Genomic DNA, 19,426 nt, shown 5'->3' with positions numbered 1-19,426 from the left:
AAAGGGCGCGGAGGACAAACCAAAACTATTTAAGGAGATTTCCCATGGTAACAATGAAAGACCTACTTGAATGCGGCGTGCATTTTGGACACCAAACAAGACGCTGGAATCCAAAAATGAAGCCATTTATCTTTGGTGTGCGTAAAAATATCCACATCATCGACTTGCAAAAGACTATCCGCTACTTCCGCTACACTTATAGTATCGTCCGCGATGCTGCTGCTGAAGGCAAGACGATCTTATTTGTCGGCACAAAAAAGCAAGCAAGCGAGACGATTAAAGAGTATGCCGAGAAAGTTGGTGTGCCTTATGTGAATTACCGCTGGCTAGGTGGTATGCTTACTAACTTTAGCACCATTAGACGCTCTGTGCGCAAGCTTGAAATCATTGAAGAAATGGAAGCAAGTGGGCAGATCGACTTGCTTACCAAAAAAGAAAAGCTTATGCTCTTACGCAAAAAAGACAAGCTCACACAATATCTCGGCGGCGTGCGACATTTGAAAAAAGCCCCTGATATGCTCTTTGTCATCGATGTGGTGAAAGAAAAAATCGCCGTGGCAGAAGCTAGGAGGCTTGGGATACCCGTAGTTGCTCCACTTGATACCAACTGCGACCCAGATAAGGTAGATTACCCAGTGCCGGGCAATGACGATGCGATCCGCTCTATCCAGCTTTTTTGCAAAGAGATTACCGAAGCTATCACTGAAGGGCGTGAAATGAATGGCGGAGAAGAGATAGAAGAAGCACAAGAGCCAGCTAGCGAAGCAGAGAAGCAAGCGGTGATTGATGAAGCTATGCAAGAGCAAGAATAACAACTCAAGGAGAAACTATGAGCGAGATTACCGCCCAGCTTGTAAAACAACTGCGAGAAATGACTGATGCAGGTATGATGGACTGCAAAAAGGCTTTGGTAGAAGTGCAAGGAGATTTGCAAAAGGCAGTAGAATTTTTGCGCGAAAAGGGCTTAAGCAAGGCTGCTAAAAAGGCAGATAGAGTCGCTGCTGAGGGGGCGATTGCCGTCAAAGTGGCAAGCGATTTTTCCCAAGCGTGTATGATTGAAGTCAATTCTGAAACAGATTTTGTGGCAAAAAATGATGGCTTCAAAGATTTAGTAGCCAAGACTAGCGAGCTTGTATTTACGCACAATATCAGCGAGATAAGCGCGCTAGAATCCTTGCATATAGAGAATCAAAGCTTTGATGAGTATCTCAAAACACAAATCGCCAAAATCGGAGAAAACATTGTCGTGCGCAAAACTTGCAGCATCAAAGCAGCTCAAGGCACAATCGTCAATGGCTATGTCCATAGCAATGGGCGCGTGGGTGTGATTATCGCACTTAAAGGCAGCCAAGCCAACACCCCCAAGCTTGCCGAGCTTGCGCGCAATCTCTGTATGCACGCTGCGGCGATGAAACCTGTGTATATCGATTACAGCGGCTTTAGCGCGGAGTTTTTAGAAAAAGAGCGCGTGGCGATGATTGCCGAAGTAGAGAAAGAAAACGAAGAGCTAAAGCGACTAGGCAAACCGCTCAAAAATGTCCCTAAATACATCTCCCGCGCCCAGCTGACAGAATCTGTGCTAGCAGAGCAAGAGCAGATTTTAAAAGATGAGCTTAAAAAGCAGGGCAAGCCAGAAGCGATTTGGGATAAGATTATCCCCGGGCAGCTAGAGCGATTTATCGCGGATAATACGCTTATTGATCAAAGGCTCACGCTTCTTGGGCAGTTTTTTGTAATGGACGATAAAAAGACCATCGCCCAAGTGCTTGCAGAAAAGTCCAAAGAGTGGAATGACTCTATTGAAGTGGCAGAGTATGTGCGATTTGAGCTAGGAGAGGGTATAGAGAAAAAGGCAGAAGACTTTGCCGCGGAAGTCGCCGCACAAATGCAGTAAGCGCGACTTTCTTAAAAGGCTCTATCTAAGGATAGCTAGTGGTCAAGCTCGCGGTATTTGACTTTGACTCTACTTTGATGGATGGAGAGACAATCGACTTCCTAGCCCAAGAGTGCGGCGCACTCCAGCAAGTCTCAGCGATCACGCATAAGGCGATGAATGGCGAGCTAGACTTCTTTGAAGCCCTGCATAAGCGCGTAGCACTCCTAAAGGGCTTGCCACTTGCAAGAGCGAAAGAGATTTGCCACAATCTCCCCCTTATGCAAGGTGCTAAAGAGTGTGTAGCAGAGCTTAAGGCTATGGAGGCAAAAGTCGTGTGCTTTAGCGGTGGCTTCCACCTAGCTACAAGGCATTTTGCCAAAGAGCTGGGGCTTCACGCGGATTTCAGTAATATTCTCCATACAAATGGCGACCTCCTTAGCGGCAAAGTCGGGGGAGATATGATGTTTAGCAACTCTAAGGGCGATATGCTTGCGCGCCTGCAATCCCTGCTTGCTATCACAAAGCAAGAGACCCTAGCCATAGGCGATGGTGCCAATGACTGCGCTATGCTGGATCGTGCAGGCTATGCGATCGCCTTTTGCGCCAAGCCTGTGCTAAAGCAGCACGCCAACATCATCATCGAGCAAAAAGACTTGCGCGAGATTCTCCCACATATCCGCTAAGTAGCGTATGAAAAAAATCTATATCGAGCTAAGTGATATTTGCCACCTTGCCTGCTCCTTTTGCCCAGCACCAAAGGGTGTGCGCGGCGTGATGTCGCCCGCAGTTTTTTCACAAGCCCTAGATCACGCCCTACCCTTATCCAATCGCATTGCCCTGCATATTTTGGGCGATCCTTGCGCCCTGCCAAACTTGGCTGACTATCTCGCCATAGCCCATAGCAAAGGCGCGGAGATTGAGCTAGTTACAAGCGGCGTATTTTTCCACAGCCCCCAAGCACTCCTAAGCCCCCCTATCTATCAGCTCTCTATCTCCCTAGAAGCGGGGCTAGACAATGCTATCGCCAATTATGCCTCAAGGCTCGCCCCTCTGCTAGCCTACCACTCCCAGCACCCTAGCTGTTTTTTAAACCTTAGAGTCCAAGACTCTAGCCTCTATCAAAACCCACAAGCCCTATGCACTCTCCTGCGCCAGAGCCTACCAGAATCCACTTTCACCCCCACGCACAACGCCTACCACTCTGCATTGCACCACGCTTTAGCGTGCGATGATATACACGCGCTTTTTGATGAGAAAGGGCGCATCCGCCTATGGAGCAGGGCATTTCTCATTAAAAAGACGCATTTCACTTGGGCGGGCTTTGCCACAATGCCTAAAAGCCGCAAATCTTGCTACGCACTCACGCAGCAAATAGGCATTCTAAGCGATGGCACGATCGTGCCTTGCTGTATGGACACACAAGGAGTAATCAATCTAGGCAATATCGCGCAAACAAGCTTGCAAGAAGCCCTGCGCTCCCCTAGGGCACAAGCCATGATCGCAGGCTTTTCCCAGGGCATTGCGATAGAGCAGCTATGTCAGCGCTGTGGATTTAAGCGCTAGAATCTAGCGGACAGGATTCTAGCCGCTGTTTTTTGGCTCATGTATGCAAAGTCTATGTGGATTTTGCATGAAGATATTGCGATAGGCTTTTTATGTGTTGTTTTCCTGCTCTTTATTTTTGATTCTGCTTGCTGACCTAATAGAACAATAATAAGAAATATTTTTATTTTATTTTAATATTGTGCTTTGTAAGATTCATGTGTTGTTTTTGATAATCGTTTGCAATATTAGACAACACCATAAATCATCTTAAGGAGTAAAAAATGCTACAACACACAATAACACACAAAGCCAAAATAAGCTTATTTGCCGCTGCTGCACTTGCCACATCATTGCCACTGCTTGCAGAGCCAGTGGGCGCAGAGTCAGGCGGCACGCTCAAGCGCCAATCGCAAGCAAGTGAGTCAAATATGACGGGTGTAGATTCCGCGCTAGAGGCAAATTCTCTAGCGCAAACCCAGCAATCCACCCCCATAGAACCCGCAGAATCTATAGGGTTGGATTCTGGTGTGCAGCAATCGGTCAAGCCTCATAAGCACAATAAACATAAACCGGTCCAATCACAGCATGCAGATGGCTCTCACGACCAAGTCAAGCTTCTAAACGAGCAAGTTGTTACGGCTTCTGGATTCCTGCGTCCTTATATGCTAGCTCCCGCTTCTATCTCGGCTGTGAGCCCGCAAGAGATAGCCTCTCGCCCGGTGCGCGATCTTGCTGAAGCTTTGGCTAATGTCCCGGGCGTTAGTATAGATTCTAGTGTGGCAAAAACAGGAGGCTATGGGATTTCTATCCGTGGTATGCCAAGCTCTTACACGCTTATTCTCATGGATGGCAAGCGCTTGAATGCGGATTCTAGTCTTTTTCCTAATGGCTTTGGCGATTCTACGACGAGCTTTATGCCCCCGCTTTCTATGATTGAGCGTATCGAGGTGCTTCGCGGACCAGCTTCTACGCTATATGGGAGCGATGCGATTGGCGGTGTGGTCAATATCATCACTAAACAGCGATTTGATAAATGGAGTGCGAGCCTGGGCTATGACTATACATTCCAGGAGAATAAAAGCTTTGGCAATACACAAGGCTTTAATTTCTACACCGCAGGTCCGCTCAATAGTGCGAAAAACTGGGGACTTAGTCTGCGTGGCAGGCAGTATAGTCGCGCTTCTGTGCCAAGCACTGATTTAGCCAAATACCCCACATCAAGCGGCACAGGCACAGCGGGCAGAAATACTATCGTCGGGCTAGCACCATTTGAAAGCTACAATATCGGGGGTAGGCTACTCTGGCATGATCTCGTATCAGTAGGCAGCAAGCCTAGGAACTCCGCCTACTTTGACATTGACTATTCCCAGCAGAATTATGACAACTCGCAAGGGCTATTGGGGAGTTACGCTGCTAGTGGCGCAGGGAGCGAGCAAGATAAACAGGCTAAAAGTGGCTATGGCGCGCACATGGATATCTATCGGCTCAACGCGATTCTCGCACATAAGGGGCACTATCTGGATAGGGAGAAGTCGATTTGGCAGAGTTTTGATACTGATACAAGTATGCAATACAACATCACTACAAATCCAGGGCGCTATGTTACAACTGATACTATGCCAAATAAGCAGAATCCAGCCTTTGGTGTGTATGCTGGTGATAGCCGAGAGCTCGCAAGCCAAGATGTTATCATCGATCATAAATCAAGCGCGCTTTTTGGCTTCACGGATTATTTGCATCTAAATGCCAGCGTGGGTGGGCGCTATTGGTATAACACATTCCGCGACAAACTATTTCAAGCAGCTAGCGGAAGCAATGCGACTAAGGAGCAGCATATTGGGGCATTATTTGCCGAAGGCGAGTTGGCAGCGATTGATAGGTTCTTTTTGACACTTGGGCTGCGCGGGAATTTTAACTCGATTTTTGGCGCAAACGCCAGCCCTAGGGCTTATCTCTCCTATAATGCGATTAAAAAAGGCTGGCTGGTATTTAAGGGTGGAGTCTCCACAGGCTATAAAACTCCTGCTCTCTCAAATCTTATCAATGGCGTGGCGAGTCTCACAGGGCAAGGCACTACACATATTTATGGGAATCCAAATCTTCGACCAGAATCTAGCGTGAATTATGAGTTTTCTATCCTTAGTGATAATCCATATTTCTCTGTATCTGCGACAGGATTTTTCACAAACTTCACCAATAGAATCTCAAGTGTCGTAGGCACACCCCAGGGCTTCACCTGCCAGAGCGGGACTTGCCAAATGTATGTCAATGTTGATGAGGCGATAAGCTATGGGCTAGAGACTTCGCTTGGCATTAAGCCTATCTCTGTGGGCTATGGGAGCATTTCACTAAATGGCGCTTATACGCTAAATTTTACAAAAGTTACCAAAGGCAAAGGCTTAGGCGATCCACTTACAAATATCCCACTACACAATTTCAATGCCTCTCTCAACTATGACACAAGGCATTTTGGACTTTATGTCCGCCAAGAGTATAAAGCTGGAATCTTCCGTTCTAGCGTGCCTCGCGGCTCTGGACAGAATCTAGGCGATATTGTCGCTGCATTTGGAGAGTATTATAAGCCTATCTATCTTACGCACTTAGGTGGCTACTATAAGCCAAGCAAACATATCCGCATAAATGCTGCAATCTATAATCTGTTTAATGTGGATTTTGTAGATTATCAGCCTTATACCATGAGTGGAGGTGGGACAAACTACGCAAATACCTACAACTATATCCGCGAAGGGCGCAGATACTATGTCTCTGTGCAAATGGATTTCTAGAGAGTCTTCGCTTATACCAAGCAGTGTCTTTTGCTGTTAAGAAACATCAAGCAAGCCCCGACACTTTGCTTGCTTTCTAAACACGACGCCATATCCGTGCCCTAGATCAACTTGCTATCTCCACTGCTTGGGCTAGCAGGGCTGGATTCTGGGCTAGAATCTATACGAATTTTTGCTATACTTCTACCTCATTTTAATACATGGCATGCAGCTTGATTCTAGAGCATAAAGATAAATTGGTGAAGAATGAAATCCAGGAGTAGTGATGAATAAAATCAGCGTGTTGTTTGGCGGGCTTAGCTTTGAGCATGAGATTAGTATTGTGAGTGCAATTAGTGTGAAAAAGATTCTAGGTGCGCAAGTGATGCACTATATATTCCTTGATTCTACACATAGATTCTATCTTATACCAGAAGAGAAAATGCAAGCTAAAACCTTTGCCACAGGCGAATATAAGCAGTGTCAGCAGCTAGAACCAAGCTTTGGGAGTTTTGCATTGGTGAGTGGGGGAGGGCTTACTAGCAAGCTTGGCTCACTCTTTGGTGGAGTGAAGCTCCTAAGTGATATTGGTGTGGTGTTGAGCGTGATACATGGCGCAGATGGTGAAGATGGCACGATTGCGAGCATGCTGGAATTCTACAAAATCCCTTTCATCGCCCCTAGAAAAGAAGCTTGTGTGCTAAGCTTTAATAAAGTGCTAACCAAAATCTATGCACAGCATGTCGGGGTGAAAACTCTGCCTTATGAGCATTACAGGGAGGGCGATGAGGTGCGCACAAGCTTTGTGTATCCATATATTATCAAGCCCGCTACGCTTGGGAGCTCCATAGGTGTGAGTGTGGTAGAGAAAGAGGAGGATAAAGAATACGCGCTAGATTCTGCGTTTGGCTATGATAGGGAGATTCTCATCGAGCCATTTTATAAAGGTGTGCGCGAATACAATCTTGCAGGGTATAAAAATGCCCAGGGGGAGATAGTATTCTCTATGGTCGAGGAGCCTAAGAAAACAGAGCTTTTAAGCTTTGATGATAAATATCTTGACTTCTCGCGCACGCAGCAGGCAAACGCTGCAAATATCAGTCAAGCACTAGAATCTAAACTACAAGAGGCTTTTGCGCGTATTTATGGGAGCAGATTCGAGGGTGCGCTGATACGATGTGATTTTTTTGTCATTGATGATGAAGTGTATCTCAATGAGATCAATCCAATCCCAGGCAGCATGGCAAACTACCTGTTTAGCGATTTTCCAAGTCATATCGACGCACTCTCTCGCGCTCTGCCTAGATCTCCGCTTATCAAAGTCGGCTATCAATATGTGCAGAAAATCCGCGCTGCCAAAGGCAAATAGGCGCAATAAATTACACAAAGCAGGCAAAGGAAAGCAATGGCTCGTCGCACAATCACTTACAATGCTCGCCCAATTGATATTGCCTATCTCAAGCAAAGCCCCAAGGGCGAATCTCGCGGGGTTATTGTGTTTCTCCATGGCTGGGGGAGTGATAAAGAGCTTATGCACATGGCATTTGGACAGACATTTATGGACTATACGCACTATTATGTTGATTTGCCCGGGTTTGGTGAGAGTGTGTATGGGCTAGATTCTAGTGATTCTATCCTTGAGACACGCGACTATGCCGCGATTATAAATGGATTTTTTAGAGAGCTACATATCGCACCAAATGTAGTGGTGGGACATAGTTTTGGTGGGAAAGTGGCGATGCTGTGTGCTGGGGAGCAAGTGATTTTACTGAGCTCGGCAGGGATTGTGCGTCCCAAGCGATTTGGTGTGCGCATGAAAATTGCATGTGCCAAGCTTGCCAAGCGTTTGCGTTTACATATCCCTGCTTTGCGCGCTCAAGATGCGCAAAATCTCAATCCAATCATGTATGAAATTTTTAAGCGTGTGGTAGATGAGGATTTTTCACAGATTTTTGCTACAAGCACGAAGCGCGTGAGTATTTTTTGGGGCAAGGGAGATGAGGCTACGCCGCTGGATTCTGGAGAGAAAATCCACGCACTTATCAGCAATAGCCGGTTTTTCCCCATGGAGGGAGATCACTACTTTTTCCTGCGCCAGGGCGAGAGAGTGGAGTCGCTATTTAATCTGCAGTGTCTGCATATCCGTGTTTTTGGCAAGGTGCAGGGCGTGGGGTTTAGGAAATTTACCAAAGCTAGTGCCGAGATGCTTGGGGTGCAAGGTAGTGCGCAGAATCTACCTGATGGCAGCGTAGAGGTGTATGCCTATGGCGATGATCATCAGCTCACAGCACTGCTGGAGAAGCTTAGTGTTGGTCCCAGCAGGGCGCAGGTGGAGAAGGTGGAGAGTATAAAAGTCGCGCGTGGGCTCGATGTGGCTGGGTTTTGGATTGTGCCAGATTCTGGGATTTTAAAGTAGATCTTGTCATAATAGAGCATAGTAGTATAGAGGAGTATTGATGATTCATGTATTAGAGTTGTTTTCGCGATTGTTTTTTCTACTAGGAATTTCTTACTACACTGCTACGCTATTGCAGTGGTATAACTACTCTTTCATACGCGTCATTACCAAGCACCACAAATGGCAATGGCATTTATGGTATTTCGTGCTGCCTGTGGCAGTATTTTTTACGCTTTTTGTGCTGGGCTTGGAGATTGTATTTTATATCTATCTCTATCTTGTGTATCTCCCTATGCTTATCATCTGGGCATTAAAGCTTGATAAGCGTGTGGTCTTTACTCATAGGGTATGGAGATTGTTCGCGATTATTGCGATTTTTGCTGTGATTGATGAGATTATTTTCATAGGTGTAGATGCTACTTCAATTTATTGGCTCTGGCTTATGCCGCTGGTGTTTGGCTCGCTGATTTGTGAGATTTATGAGGCGATTTTGATGCGTAATTTCATCAAGCTTGCTCAAGAAAAGCTCAATATGATGCATGGGCTTACAATCATCATGGTTACTGCTAGCTTTGGCAAAACAAGTATCAAAAACTTTCTCGTGCAGATTCTGGAGGGGCAGTATAATATCCATGCCACACCACGCAGTGTGAATACTTTTAAAGGAATCGTCGCAGATATCAATGACAATCTCGCCTTTGGCACTGATGTATATATCGCAGAGGCTGGAGCTAGAATGAAAGGCGATATAGCAGAAATCGCCACACTACTAAATCCACAGGTGGGGATTATCGGCGAGATTGGCAATGCGCATATTGAGTATTTCAAATCACTTGACACCATTGCGAAAACAAAATTTGAACTTCTAGAATCTAGTCGCTTGGAAAAGGTATTTGTCCATGAGAAAAACACGATTCCAAGCGACTCTAGCAAGTCTCGCTGCATACAGACATATCCACTTCCCCTACGCAATATCCAAACTACGCTAGAATCTACGCGCTTTGAAATGCAGCTAAATGGAGAGTGGATAGAGTTTGAGACCTATATCCTAGGACGCTTCAATGTCGATAATATCGCCGTGGCAATCATGACCGCACATCACCTTGGTATGAAGCCCGCCATGATTCAAAAGCTTGTCAAAAAGCTAACCCCAATCCCACACCGCTTCAATCTCTCTATCTCTAATGGCAAAACCATCATTGATGATGGCTTCAATGGCAATATCAATGGTATGCTAGAAGGGATACGGCTCTGCGGACTCTATCAAGGGCGCAAAGTTATTGTAACCCCTGGGCTCATCGAGAGCGATATAGAATCAAATGAAAAAATCGCGCACGCGATTGATGAGGTGTTTGATCTAGCCATTATTACAGGCGAGCGTAATGCTAATCTTATGCAGCGGCATATCCAAAATACCCAAAAAGTCATTCTCAAAAACAAAACCCAACTAGAAAATGTCCTAAAAGGCATGGTGGGCAATGGGGATTTGGTGTATTTTGCCAATGATGCACCAAGCTACATTTAGTGTAAAATCTACTAGAAGGAGTGGTATGCAGCATATTTATGCCCCTTGGAGAAGCAAATATTTCGAGCAAGACGAGACGGGCTGCCCATTTTGTGCTATCGCGTTAAATGTGCAAGATGATGAGGAGAATTTTGTTTTCTATCGTGATGAGATATGTTATGGCGTGATGAATCGCTACCCATATACGCCTGGACATTTTCTGCTGATCCCTTATCAGCATGTGGATTCTCCTAGTGCGCTTTGTGCGGAGACTTTCGCACATCTAAGCATGCTTGCGCACAAGAGTATTGCGCTTTTGGAGGAGTTTGGTGCGCAGGGGGTAAATACAGGTATGAATATCCGCGCAGTGGCGGGAGCTGGGATACCTGAGCATTTACATTGGCATTTTGTGCCTAGATTTACTTCTGATACAAATTTCTTCACTACAATAAGCGAGTGTCGCACCTATGGTGTGGATTTTAAGGCTATCTATCAGCGTATCAAACTACTTGCCACCACACATTTAGCACAGAATCCAGAATCTAGTAATTGATGTTTAGTAATGTGTGGGAGTTTAGATTCTAGTTGGCGATATTTCAAGGAGAATTGATGAAAAGATTTCTGTTGTATGTTGTGCTGTGCTATTTGAGCGCCCTTTCTTTTGCGCAAGCCAATCGCTATGACTATTTGCTTTTCTCCAATACCTACACTGATGTGCGTAAAGGTGTGGATCTGGGCGCAGATGTTAATGCTAGGCTTCGGGGTAGCACGCCGCTTTATGATGCCTCGCGTAAAAACAATATGGAAATTCTCTATCTGCTTTTGCGCAGGGGTGCTGATGTGAATGCGATCTCGCATGGTGAGACCGCATTGCATAAAGTTGTGCAGTTTAATAATTTAAAATTTGCCCAGATTCTGCTAAAAGCAGGTGCCAAGCCCAATATCCAAGATGAAATCCGTGGCAACACGCCCCTGCATTATGCTACAAATGCGCGTAATAGCGCAATGATCTCATTGCTTATGAGCTATGGTGCAGATATGAAGATAGAGAATAATACAGGTGACACTCCTGCGCGCTATATTCTAGCCAATGTTAATGTCCCCTCTATGGTAACAGAAAACAAGCATATTCGCCTTGTGAGCTCGGCGTTTCGTGTGGGATCTGGTGGGGCAGGGCTTACGATTACCAATCTCACCGATGAGTTTGTAACAATCACATATGGTGCGCTTTATATGGACGGAGATCTTGTCTCGGAGCAGGAGTTTAGCAAGAAAATCCCACCGCGATCGAGTGCCTCTGTGGGAGCGTTGCCTATCACAAGCGATGCATATCATAGTGTTTCAATCAAGAAAAATGGCATAGCTAGCATTAAGTATGGTTTTGCTATCGAGTATGAGGTTGATGGAAGTCCGGAGAGCTTGTATAAAAGCGCCAAAACAGAAGTGCAGGTGTGGTAGGTTTATCAAGTGTCGAGCTAGATTTAGATTGGAATTTGGACGAGAATCTTATGTAGAGTAAATGGAGTAGGGCATGGATATTTTAGAGCAAGTGATACAGGGGCGTGAATTTAGTGCAGGTGAGCTAGCAAAGCTCTATGAATATGACATTTTTACGCTAGGCGAAGCGGCAAATGCTTTGCGAGAGAAAAAATATGGCAAAAAGGTATTTTTCAATATGAATCGCCATATCAATCCTACTAATATTTGTGCAGATGTGTGTAAATTTTGTGCATTTTCTGCCAGCAGAAAGAACCCAAACCCATACGAAATGACTATTGATGAGATCATTGCTCAAGCTATCGCTTCCTATAAACGCGGTGCCAAGGAGGTGCATATCGTCTCGGCACACAGCCCAAACTACAGCTATGAATGGTATATGACATGCTTTGCCGAGGTGAAAAAGGCACTACCAGATATCCATATCAAAGCTATGACTGCAGCAGAGGTGGATTATCTGGATCGCAAGTTTGGTATGGGGTATCAAAAGGTGCTCGAAGACATGGCGCGTGCTGGCGTAGATTCTATGCCTGGGGGCGGCGCGGAAATATTTGATGAGAAAATCCGCAAACATCTCTGCGCTGGCAAAGTCAGCTCCACACGCTGGCTAGAGATCCACATGCACTGGCACTCTATGGGCAAGATGAGTAATGCGACTATGCTATTTGGTCATAAAGAAAGCCGAGAGCATAGGCTTGATCACATGCTGCGTCTCGTGCATGCCCAGTGTGATAGCCAAATTGTAGAATCCAAAAACGGCGGGTTTAACGCCTTTATCCCACTGCTCTATCAGCGTGATAATAATTATCTTGATGTCCCAAACCCACCAAGTGGTCAAGAGATTATAAAAACTATCGCGATTGCTAGAATCGTGCTTTCAAATATCCCGCATATCAAAGCCTACTGGGCGACACTTGGAGCAAATACTGCCCTGCTAGCCCAAGAATTTGGCGCAGATGATATGGACGGGACAATCGAGCATGAGAGTATCCAGTCTGCTGCAGGCGCGAAATCCAAAAAAGGCATGAGTGAAGCGATGATGATCGCGCAGATTAAGGACGCAGGCTTTATCCCAGTTGAGCGAGATAGTCTCTATAATGAGCTGCGAGTCTGCTAATGGCTGATGACCAGGAGAAAACCGAAGCCCCCTCCTCGCATAAGCTAGAAAAAGCTAGGCAAGAGGGCAATGTCGCCAAAAGCCCTGAAGTAAGCGGGGTGATTATTATGTTTGTGGGGCTGGCGGTGATGTTTTTTCTCTTCCCATTTTGGTTGGAGAAACTTCGCGGAATCTACCTCTATATTCTGGCTTTTCCCAAAGAGGATTTGACCAAAAATGATGTCATAGAAATTATCTGGACGCTTGTGGGCGTGGCTGGAATCATGCTTTTGCCAATATTTCTTATCCTGCTTGTGGCAGGTGTGCTTGGCAATGTCATGCAGTTTGGCTTCTTGCTGACTTTTAAAGCTATTAAGCCAAAATTTAGCAAGATTAACCCAATTAGCGGATTTAAGAATGTTTTTTCCATCAAAAAGCTTATTGATGGCGGTATGATCACGCTTAAAGTTTTGGTCGCGCTTGTGGTGGGCGGGATTATTTTGTTTGTATTTTTACACGACATTGCAGGTGTGGCACATTTGGAGCTTATGAAGCAGGTGTTGTGGTGGCGAGATAAGAGCCTTATTCTCATAGGGGCTATGCTTGGTGTGTTTGCGGTTATGGCATTTATGGATTTTATTCTAAAGCGTAGGCAGTATATAAAAACGCTTCGCATGAGCAAACAAGAGATCAAAGACGAGTTTATCCAGCACGAGGGGAATCCAGAAATCAAAGCACGCATACGCCAAATCATGCGTAAAAACGCCATGAATCGCATGATGAGTGCGATCCCAGAGGCGAAAGTCGTGGTAACAAATCCCACCCACTACGCTGTGGCAATCGCCTTTGATCCGCATAAAGATAGCGCGCCAAAAGTCGTAGCAAAGGGCATAGATCACCTTGCAATTCGTATTAAAGACATTGCGCGCCAAAACGAAATTGAAATTATCGAAAATCCAAAGCTCGCACGCAGTCTCTACAAAGATGCTGACCTTGACAAAGAAATCCCGCGCGTGTTTTTTGAGGCTATTATCCATGTGCTTCATGAGGTCAATCGCCTACGCTTCTTAAAGGGCAAAGAGCCCTACGCATGGCAATAAAACCTTAAGGATAATACGCTAGAATTGCGCCTATCATTCTTAGGAGAACGCATGCCAAAAGATTCTGCCAAAATGACCACCAAATCGCGATCAAGCGATAATCTCACTTCAAATGAGCTTGCCCTAGACGAGCTTACTCAAAGTATGCAGGCAATGTTTCATGCACTAGATTCTGCACAAGATAGCGCAAGCCTAGAATCTATCCGTATAGATACTATTGGGAAAAAGGGGCTTTTGACAGAGCGATTTGCCATGCTAAAATCTCTCCCAGAGGAGGAGAAAAAGCAAATAGCCAAAACCCTAAACACGCTTCGCAAGGAGTTTGAGGGGCGTTTGGCTATCAAGCAGCAGGAGCTAGAATCTAAAGAGCTAGAATCTGCCCTAAGCGCACAGAGAGTAGATGTAAGCTTGTTTAATCTAAGTAGTAAGCGCAGCATAGGGCACCCCATTAACTACACCAAAGACAAAATTATCGAGTTTTTTACGCGTATGGGCTACGAGCTGTGCGAGGGTCCGCTTGTAGAAGATGATTTTCATAATTTTTCCGCGCTCAATCTCCCAGAATACCACCCTGCAAGGGATATGCAAGATACTTTCTACTTCCATGATGACAAGCTTTTGCGCACGCATACTTCTCCTGTGCAAATCCGCACCATGCTCGCTCAAAAGCCGCCTATCAAGATGATCTGCCCTGGAGAGACATTCCGCAGGGACTATGATCTCACGCATTCGCCGATGTTTCATCAAGTAGAGGGGCTTGTGGTCGATAGGGCAGGGGTGGTAAGTTTTGCGCATTTGAAATATGTGCTAGAGAGCTTTTTGCACTATATGTTTGGTGATGTGAAAGTGCGCTTTCGCTCATCATTTTTCCCTTTCACAGAGCCTAGTGCGGAGGTGGATATTTCTTGTGTGTTTTGCCAGGGTGATGGCTGCCGTGTATGCTCGCACACTGGCTGGCTTGAAGTCCTAGGGTGTGGAATGGTCGATGATAATGTCTTTAAAGCAGTGGGCTATGAAGAAGTGAGCGGCTATGCCTTTGGTATGGGGATTGAGCGGCTGTGTATGCTAAGTCTTGGTATTGGGGATTTGCGTAGCTTTTTTGAGACAGATTTGCGGTTGCTGGAGCAGTTTTAATGGTAGTTTCTAGTTATTTTTTATCATATTTTTTGGATATAGAGTCTATCGGTATTGCGCGACTTTGCGAGACGCTTAATGACATTGGTATCGAGGTCGAGCAACTTCATCGCCTACAAATCTCTAAGCGTGTGGTTGTGGGCAAAGTGCTTGAGAAATCTCCACACCCAAATGCTGATAAATTAAATGTCTGTCAGGTTGATATTGGTAGCGAGACGCTGCAGATCGTCTGTGGGGCGAAAAATGTCGCCAAGGATCAGTATGTCGCTTTAGCACTCGAGGGTGCAAAGCTCCCAGGGAAATCGAGTGAAGAGGCATTTTTTGCGATCAAAAAGAGCACTTTGCGTGGGGTGGATAGCTGTGGCATGATTTGCTCTGCTAGCGAGCTTGGGCTTAGTGCGATCAATGATGGGATTATGGTGCTAGATTCCAGTATTGGCGAGCTTATTTTGGGCAAAGAGCTAAGCGATTATGACTTTTTCAATCAATACCTTATCGAAGTCTCTCTTACGCCAAATCGCGGGGATTGTCTATGTGTGCTTGGGATTGCCAGAGAGCTTGCTTCTGCGTATAATCTCCCTGTCAAAACCCCTAAAGAAAAAGAATATGGTATAGCACTTGGTATCGGTCGCGCACTCAATCTCTCCGTAGAATGCCAGATAAAATCCCAGCTCCTCTATAAAGTCGCTCAAATCGATAGTATAGAAAATGCTTTGCACGAGCAAATTATGCTTGCGTATAATGGACTTTTGAGTAACAATGCGCTGGAGAATCATAAGCGATTTTCCATGTATATGAGCGGTGTGATGTTTGATATCTATCCTATAGCCTCCACAGCCGAAGATTCGCAGAATCCAACCGCACTAAAAGTGCGCAAAGATGAAGCTGGATTTGAGTGTGTCTTCAACGCACAGGGAGAGAAGCTTTGTGTCATCGGGGTAAAAAACTATGCACCCCTTGTAGAATCCTATCCAGCAGTTGTCATTATCCAGGCAAGTTTTGCTCCACCAGAAATGCTAGCCCAAGCGCTTTTCAAACATAAAATCGAGCAAGATCCCATTACGACTTATCGCTCTGTGCGCGGGAGCAATACTGAATTGCTTATGGGGATTAGCTTGTTTTGTGAGGTGCTAAATCACTTTGCGACTTGCTCGATTTACTCGGGCTATCAGGAGCTTGAAATGGTGCAAGAGGGCGAGGTGCGGCTTATCACGATGGATTTCCACACAATCGCCAAAGCCATTGGCAAAGATGTGCAAAAAGAAGAAATCGCCCAGATTTTAAAGCAGCTTAACTTCCATATTGAAGCCAGTGGTGATGGCGCATTTTTGCATATCATGCCACCAAGCTATCGGCATGATATTCGCTCTCCCCAAGACATCACAGAGGAGTTTTTGCGTATTTATGGGATCAAAAATATCCAGCCTATTCCTTATGCCAGCACGCAAAAGCCCAATATTACCCCCACACTTCTGCGCTATCAAAACTTCCGTGATATCGCTAAGCGCGCACTTTCGATGGGATTTTATGAGACAATCCACTATGTTTTCTACCAGCGTTCCAAACTGCTTGAGTGGGGCTGTGAGGTGTTAGATTCTACGCTTGAGCTAAAAAATCCAATCACCAGTGAGCTAGATACGCTACGCACGAGCCTTATTCCAGGACTCTTTGACTCTGCTTGCCGCAATCATAACCTAGGCTACAAAAGTATCAAAATGTTTGAAATTGGCAGTGTGTATAGCGCTAAACGCGAAGAGCATAAAGAGCTAGGGATTATTGTAAGTGGCATGAAAACCAAAGAAGCGTTCCCACACCCTAAGGGCGAGAGATGGGATTTTTATAGTTTCGCCCAGGCAGTGAGTGGGATTATCGGGGAATTTTCGCTTGTGCAGACGGCTACGCCTCCCAAAAGCGCACACCCCTATATCTGTGCTGATATTATGCAGGAGGGCAAATGTATAGGGACTATCGCCAAGCTACACCCGAGCTTTGAGAAGCAGCTTGAGCTTCAAGACGCATTTTATGCGCAAATCCACACAATCCCCACCCCTAGTGTCTCTCAAGCCAGCGCACAAGCCAAGCTCCATGCCAATGTGCGCGACATCACGATTCTTATCGATAAAAATGTGCCATTTAGCCAGATCCAGCGCTGTATAGAATCTAGTGCCATTGAAAATCTCCACACGCTCTATCCACTTGATATTTATGAAGATAGTCAGTTTGCACTCACGATTCGGCTTGTTTTTATGCCAGAGGAGAAAAGCCTCACAGAGGAGGAGCTAGGCTCTAGAATCCAAAAAACCCTAGCCTGCCTTGAGCAGCAATTTGGCGCGAAGCTAAAGATTTAGCATGATTGCCGTTGCTCCTATTTCTGCTGGTAAGAATGCTGGATTTCGCGCAGAGATAGATTCTATCGCGCCAGATAAATCAATTTCTCATCGCAGTGCTATGTTTAGCTTGCTGTGCGATCGCCCAAGTGTTGTGCATAACTACCTACTCGCCCATGACACGCTAAACACCCTTGCAATCGCAAAGGCGCTCGGGCTTGGTGTAGAGGAGCTAGGGTGTGCTGGAAGCTTTCGCTTCACTCCGCCAAAGGCTTTACACGAGCCAAGTTGCGTGCTGGATTGTGGGAATGCTGGGACAGCTATGCGACTTTTTGCTGGCTTGCTGGCAGGGCAGAGCGGGTATTTTGTCCTAAGTGGTGATGAATATCTCTGTGCGCGCCCGATGAAGCGTGTCATTGAGCCTCTAAGCAACATTGGTGCGAGAATCTATGCGAGAAGTGGAGGGTATGCGCCTCTTAGTATCCTGGGCAGCGAACTTGCGGGGTTTGATTTTGCAAGCCCTATTGCTTCTGCGCAAGTAAAGTCCGCGATGATTCTCGCTGCACTGCATGCCAAAGACACGAGCGTATATAGAGAGAGCGAGCTTACCCGAGATCACACAGAGCGTATGTTACAAGGCATGGGCGCGGCGATTACGCTAGATTCTGGCGCTATCCACATCTCTCCGCTAGATTCTAGGCTTAGCCCCCTTGATATGGTGATTCCAGCCGATCCTTCCAGTGCGTTTTTTTTCGCGGTAGCAGCAGCGATTGTGCCAAATAGCTCGGTGCTTTTGAAAAATATCTTGCTCAATCCTACGCGCATAGAAGCGTTTAAAGTGCTAGAATCTATGGGCGCGATCATCGAGTATCGCCCCGCAAGCTCGGCGTATGAAGAGATTGGTGATATTTATGTGGAGTCCGCACCCTTACAGGCTGTGGAGGTGAGCGACAATATCGCGTGGCTTATCGATGAGATCCCAGCACTTAGCATAGCGTTTTGCTTCGCGGAAGGAGTCAGCAAGGTTGGCGGGGCAAAAGAGCTACGCGTAAAAGAAACAGACAGAATCCATGCCATAGTGAGCAATCTGCGCGCCCTAGGCATAGAGTGTGAAGAGTGTGAAGATGGCTTTAGTGTGCGTGGCGTGGGCGAGGCGGGCATTGGTGCTGGTGGGCTAGATTCTAGTGCTTGTGTGCTGCAAAGCTTTGGAGATCATAGAATCGCCATGAGCTTTGCGATTTTGGGCTTGCGAGTGGGGGCGGTGCTTGATGATGAGTCATGTATGGGGATTTCGTTTCCAAATTTTCTAGCGATTCTCCAAGAGCTCACGACAATCAAAATCTCATAAGGAATAGTTATGGAAGTGCTACTTGCGAAGAAGCTTGGATTTTGCTTCGGGGTGCGTCGCGCGATAAAAATCGCAGAGAAAAACAAAAATGGCTTCACACTCGGTCCCCTTATCCACAACTACCAAGAAATCGACCGCCTAAAAAACGACTTCAATGTGCGCTTGAAAGAAACATACGATGATGTCCAAGATGGTTCAACTCTCATTATCCGCACGCATGGGATTCCCAAACAAACGCTTGAGCATTTACGCAAAAAGCCTGTGCAGGTGGTAGATGCGACTTGTCCATTTGTTACCAAGCCCCAGCAAATTGTCGAGGAGATGAGCAAAGAGGGCTATGAGATTGTGATATTTGGCGATGTGGAGCACCCAGAGATTAAAGGAGTGATGAGCTATGCAGAATCTGGGGCAATTGTGATTGCCGATGTGCAAGAGCTGCATACGCATAAATTCAGGCGCAAAGTCGCTCTCATCTCCCAGACAACCAAGCAGGTGGAAAAATTTAGCGAGATTGCAAGCTATCTTGTGCAGCGTTGCAGTGAAGTGCGTGTCTTTAATACAATCTGTAATGCGACATTTGACAATCAGCGTGCATGCAAGGATTTAAGCCAGAAAGCGGATATTATGATTGTCGTGGGGGGGAAAACCTCGGCGAACACCAAACAGCTGCTAAGCATAGCGCTAGAATCATGCAAAGATAGCTATCTCATCGAGAATGTTGATGAGATAGATGATGGCTGGTTTGTGGGTAAAAAGCTCTGCGGAATCACAGCTGGTGCTTCTACGCCTGATTGGATTGTAGAGCGGGTAACAGAGCATATTAAAAGACTATAGGG

General features: G+C 46.0%; 16 protein-coding genes. All 16 read left to right on the top strand.

Annotated elements, in window-relative coordinates; genetic code table 11:
* The first annotated feature begins 44 nt into the window (after positions 1–44).
* The 16 genes from rpsB to Q0171_RS05595 all read left to right on the top strand — a co-directional run bounded on the left by rpsB (position 45) and on the right by Q0171_RS05595 (position 19,424).
* Entirely contained in the window at positions 45–812 is a 768-nt protein-coding gene (gene rpsB, locus Q0171_RS05670) for a 30S ribosomal protein S2 (RefSeq protein ID WP_299327643.1), read from the top strand.
* 17 nt (positions 813–829) lie between these two features.
* The gene (gene tsf, locus Q0171_RS05665; RefSeq protein ID WP_299327641.1) at positions 830–1,894 is read left to right on the top strand and encodes a translation elongation factor Ts; all 1,065 of its coding nucleotides are present in this window, start codon (positions 830–832) and stop codon (positions 1,892–1,894) included.
* Positions 1,895–1,932: 38 nt separating this feature from the next.
* Positions 1,933–2,559: a phosphoserine phosphatase SerB gene (serB, locus tag Q0171_RS05660; RefSeq protein WP_299327639.1), complete on the top strand. Its 627-nt coding sequence runs from the start codon at positions 1,933–1,935 to the stop codon at positions 2,557–2,559.
* Between the two features lie 7 nt (positions 2,560–2,566).
* Entirely contained in the window at positions 2,567–3,439 is an 873-nt protein-coding gene (locus Q0171_RS05655) for a radical SAM/SPASM domain-containing protein (protein WP_299327636.1), read from the top strand.
* 263 nt (positions 3,440–3,702) lie between these two features.
* Positions 3,703–6,207, top strand: a complete 2,505-nt coding sequence (locus Q0171_RS05650) for a TonB-dependent receptor (protein ID WP_299327634.1) — start codon at positions 3,703–3,705, stop codon at positions 6,205–6,207.
* Positions 6,208–6,472: 265 nt separating this feature from the next.
* The gene (locus tag Q0171_RS05645) at positions 6,473–7,555 is read left to right on the top strand and encodes a D-alanine--D-alanine ligase (RefSeq protein ID WP_299327632.1); all 1,083 of its coding nucleotides are present in this window, start codon (positions 6,473–6,475) and stop codon (positions 7,553–7,555) included.
* A gap of 36 nt (positions 7,556–7,591) precedes the next feature.
* Positions 7,592–8,602, top strand: coding sequence for an alpha/beta fold hydrolase (locus Q0171_RS05640; protein WP_299327630.1), 1,011 nt, complete (start codon positions 7,592–7,594; stop codon positions 8,600–8,602).
* A gap of 40 nt (positions 8,603–8,642) precedes the next feature.
* On the top strand, positions 8,643–10,109 hold the full coding sequence (murF, locus tag Q0171_RS05635) for a UDP-N-acetylmuramoyl-tripeptide--D-alanyl-D-alanine ligase (RefSeq protein WP_299327628.1): 1,467 nt from the start codon (positions 8,643–8,645) through the stop codon (positions 10,107–10,109).
* 25 nt (positions 10,110–10,134) lie between these two features.
* Positions 10,135–10,641, top strand: a complete 507-nt coding sequence (locus Q0171_RS05630) for an HIT domain-containing protein (RefSeq protein ID WP_299327626.1) — start codon at positions 10,135–10,137, stop codon at positions 10,639–10,641.
* 56 nt (positions 10,642–10,697) lie between these two features.
* Positions 10,698–11,546, top strand: coding sequence for an ankyrin repeat domain-containing protein (locus Q0171_RS05625; protein ID WP_299327624.1), 849 nt, complete (start codon positions 10,698–10,700; stop codon positions 11,544–11,546).
* 73 nt (positions 11,547–11,619) lie between these two features.
* Positions 11,620–12,702 carry an aminofutalosine synthase MqnE gene (gene mqnE, locus Q0171_RS05620; RefSeq protein ID WP_299327622.1) on the top strand — a complete coding sequence of 361 codons (1,083 nt, stop codon included), beginning with the start codon at positions 11,620–11,622 and terminating at the stop codon, positions 12,700–12,702.
* Complete coding sequence (gene flhB, locus Q0171_RS05615) at positions 12,702–13,781, top strand: flagellar biosynthesis protein FlhB (protein WP_299327620.1); 1,080 nt, start codon at positions 12,702–12,704, stop codon at positions 13,779–13,781. The genes mqnE and flhB overlap by 1 nt, the downstream gene beginning before the upstream one ends.
* 144 nt (positions 13,782–13,925) lie before the next feature.
* The gene (pheS, locus tag Q0171_RS05610) at positions 13,926–14,915 is read left to right on the top strand and encodes a phenylalanine--tRNA ligase subunit alpha (RefSeq protein ID WP_299327762.1); all 990 of its coding nucleotides are present in this window, start codon (positions 13,926–13,928) and stop codon (positions 14,913–14,915) included.
* Complete coding sequence (pheT, locus tag Q0171_RS05605) at positions 14,915–17,263, top strand: phenylalanine--tRNA ligase subunit beta (RefSeq protein WP_299327618.1); 2,349 nt, start codon at positions 14,915–14,917, stop codon at positions 17,261–17,263. The genes pheS and pheT overlap by 1 nt, the downstream gene beginning before the upstream one ends.
* 1 nt (position 17,264) lies before the next feature.
* Positions 17,265–18,590: a 3-phosphoshikimate 1-carboxyvinyltransferase gene (aroA, locus tag Q0171_RS05600; RefSeq protein WP_299327616.1), complete on the top strand. Its 1,326-nt coding sequence runs from the start codon at positions 17,265–17,267 to the stop codon at positions 18,588–18,590.
* Between the two features lie 9 nt (positions 18,591–18,599).
* Entirely contained in the window at positions 18,600–19,424 is an 825-nt protein-coding gene (locus Q0171_RS05595) for a 4-hydroxy-3-methylbut-2-enyl diphosphate reductase (protein WP_299327614.1), read from the top strand.
* Positions 19,425–19,426: the final 2 nt, after the last annotated feature.

The organism is uncultured Helicobacter sp. (assembly GCF_937906905.1).
Lineage (GTDB): Bacteria > Campylobacterota > Campylobacteria > Campylobacterales > Helicobacteraceae > Helicobacter_B.
This window is presented reverse-complemented; position numbering and strand designations above follow the sequence as displayed.

What these genes read in the sequence shown, in the direction of transcription:
- Q0171_RS05630 (WP_299327626.1), top strand. Translation starts at nt 10,135, where the DNA reads ATGCAGCATATTTATGCCCCTTGGAGAAGCAAATATTTCGAGCAAGAC.
- Q0171_RS05650 (WP_299327634.1), top strand. Translation starts at nt 3,703, where the DNA reads ATGCTACAACACACAATAACACACAAAGCCAAAATAAGCTTATTTGCC.
- murF (WP_299327628.1), top strand. Translation starts at nt 8,643, where the DNA reads ATGATTCATGTATTAGAGTTGTTTTCGCGATTGTTTTTTCTACTAGGA.
- aroA (WP_299327616.1), top strand. Translation starts at nt 17,265, where the DNA reads ATGATTGCCGTTGCTCCTATTTCTGCTGGTAAGAATGCTGGATTTCGC.
- Q0171_RS05595 (WP_299327614.1), top strand. Translation starts at nt 18,600, where the DNA reads ATGGAAGTGCTACTTGCGAAGAAGCTTGGATTTTGCTTCGGGGTGCGT.
- pheT (WP_299327618.1), top strand. Translation starts at nt 14,915, where the DNA reads ATGGTAGTTTCTAGTTATTTTTTATCATATTTTTTGGATATAGAGTCT.
- tsf (WP_299327641.1), top strand. Translation starts at nt 830, where the DNA reads ATGAGCGAGATTACCGCCCAGCTTGTAAAACAACTGCGAGAAATGACT.
- Q0171_RS05655 (WP_299327636.1), top strand. Translation starts at nt 2,567, where the DNA reads ATGAAAAAAATCTATATCGAGCTAAGTGATATTTGCCACCTTGCCTGC.
- rpsB (WP_299327643.1), top strand. Translation starts at nt 45, where the DNA reads ATGGTAACAATGAAAGACCTACTTGAATGCGGCGTGCATTTTGGACAC.
- mqnE (WP_299327622.1), top strand. Translation starts at nt 11,620, where the DNA reads ATGGATATTTTAGAGCAAGTGATACAGGGGCGTGAATTTAGTGCAGGT.
- Q0171_RS05625 (WP_299327624.1), top strand. Translation starts at nt 10,698, where the DNA reads ATGAAAAGATTTCTGTTGTATGTTGTGCTGTGCTATTTGAGCGCCCTT.
- Q0171_RS05640 (WP_299327630.1), top strand. Translation starts at nt 7,592, where the DNA reads ATGGCTCGTCGCACAATCACTTACAATGCTCGCCCAATTGATATTGCC.
- Q0171_RS05645 (WP_299327632.1), top strand. Translation starts at nt 6,473, where the DNA reads ATGAATAAAATCAGCGTGTTGTTTGGCGGGCTTAGCTTTGAGCATGAG.
- flhB (WP_299327620.1), top strand. Translation starts at nt 12,702, where the DNA reads ATGGCTGATGACCAGGAGAAAACCGAAGCCCCCTCCTCGCATAAGCTA.
- pheS (WP_299327762.1), top strand. Translation starts at nt 13,926, where the DNA reads ATGCAGGCAATGTTTCATGCACTAGATTCTGCACAAGATAGCGCAAGC.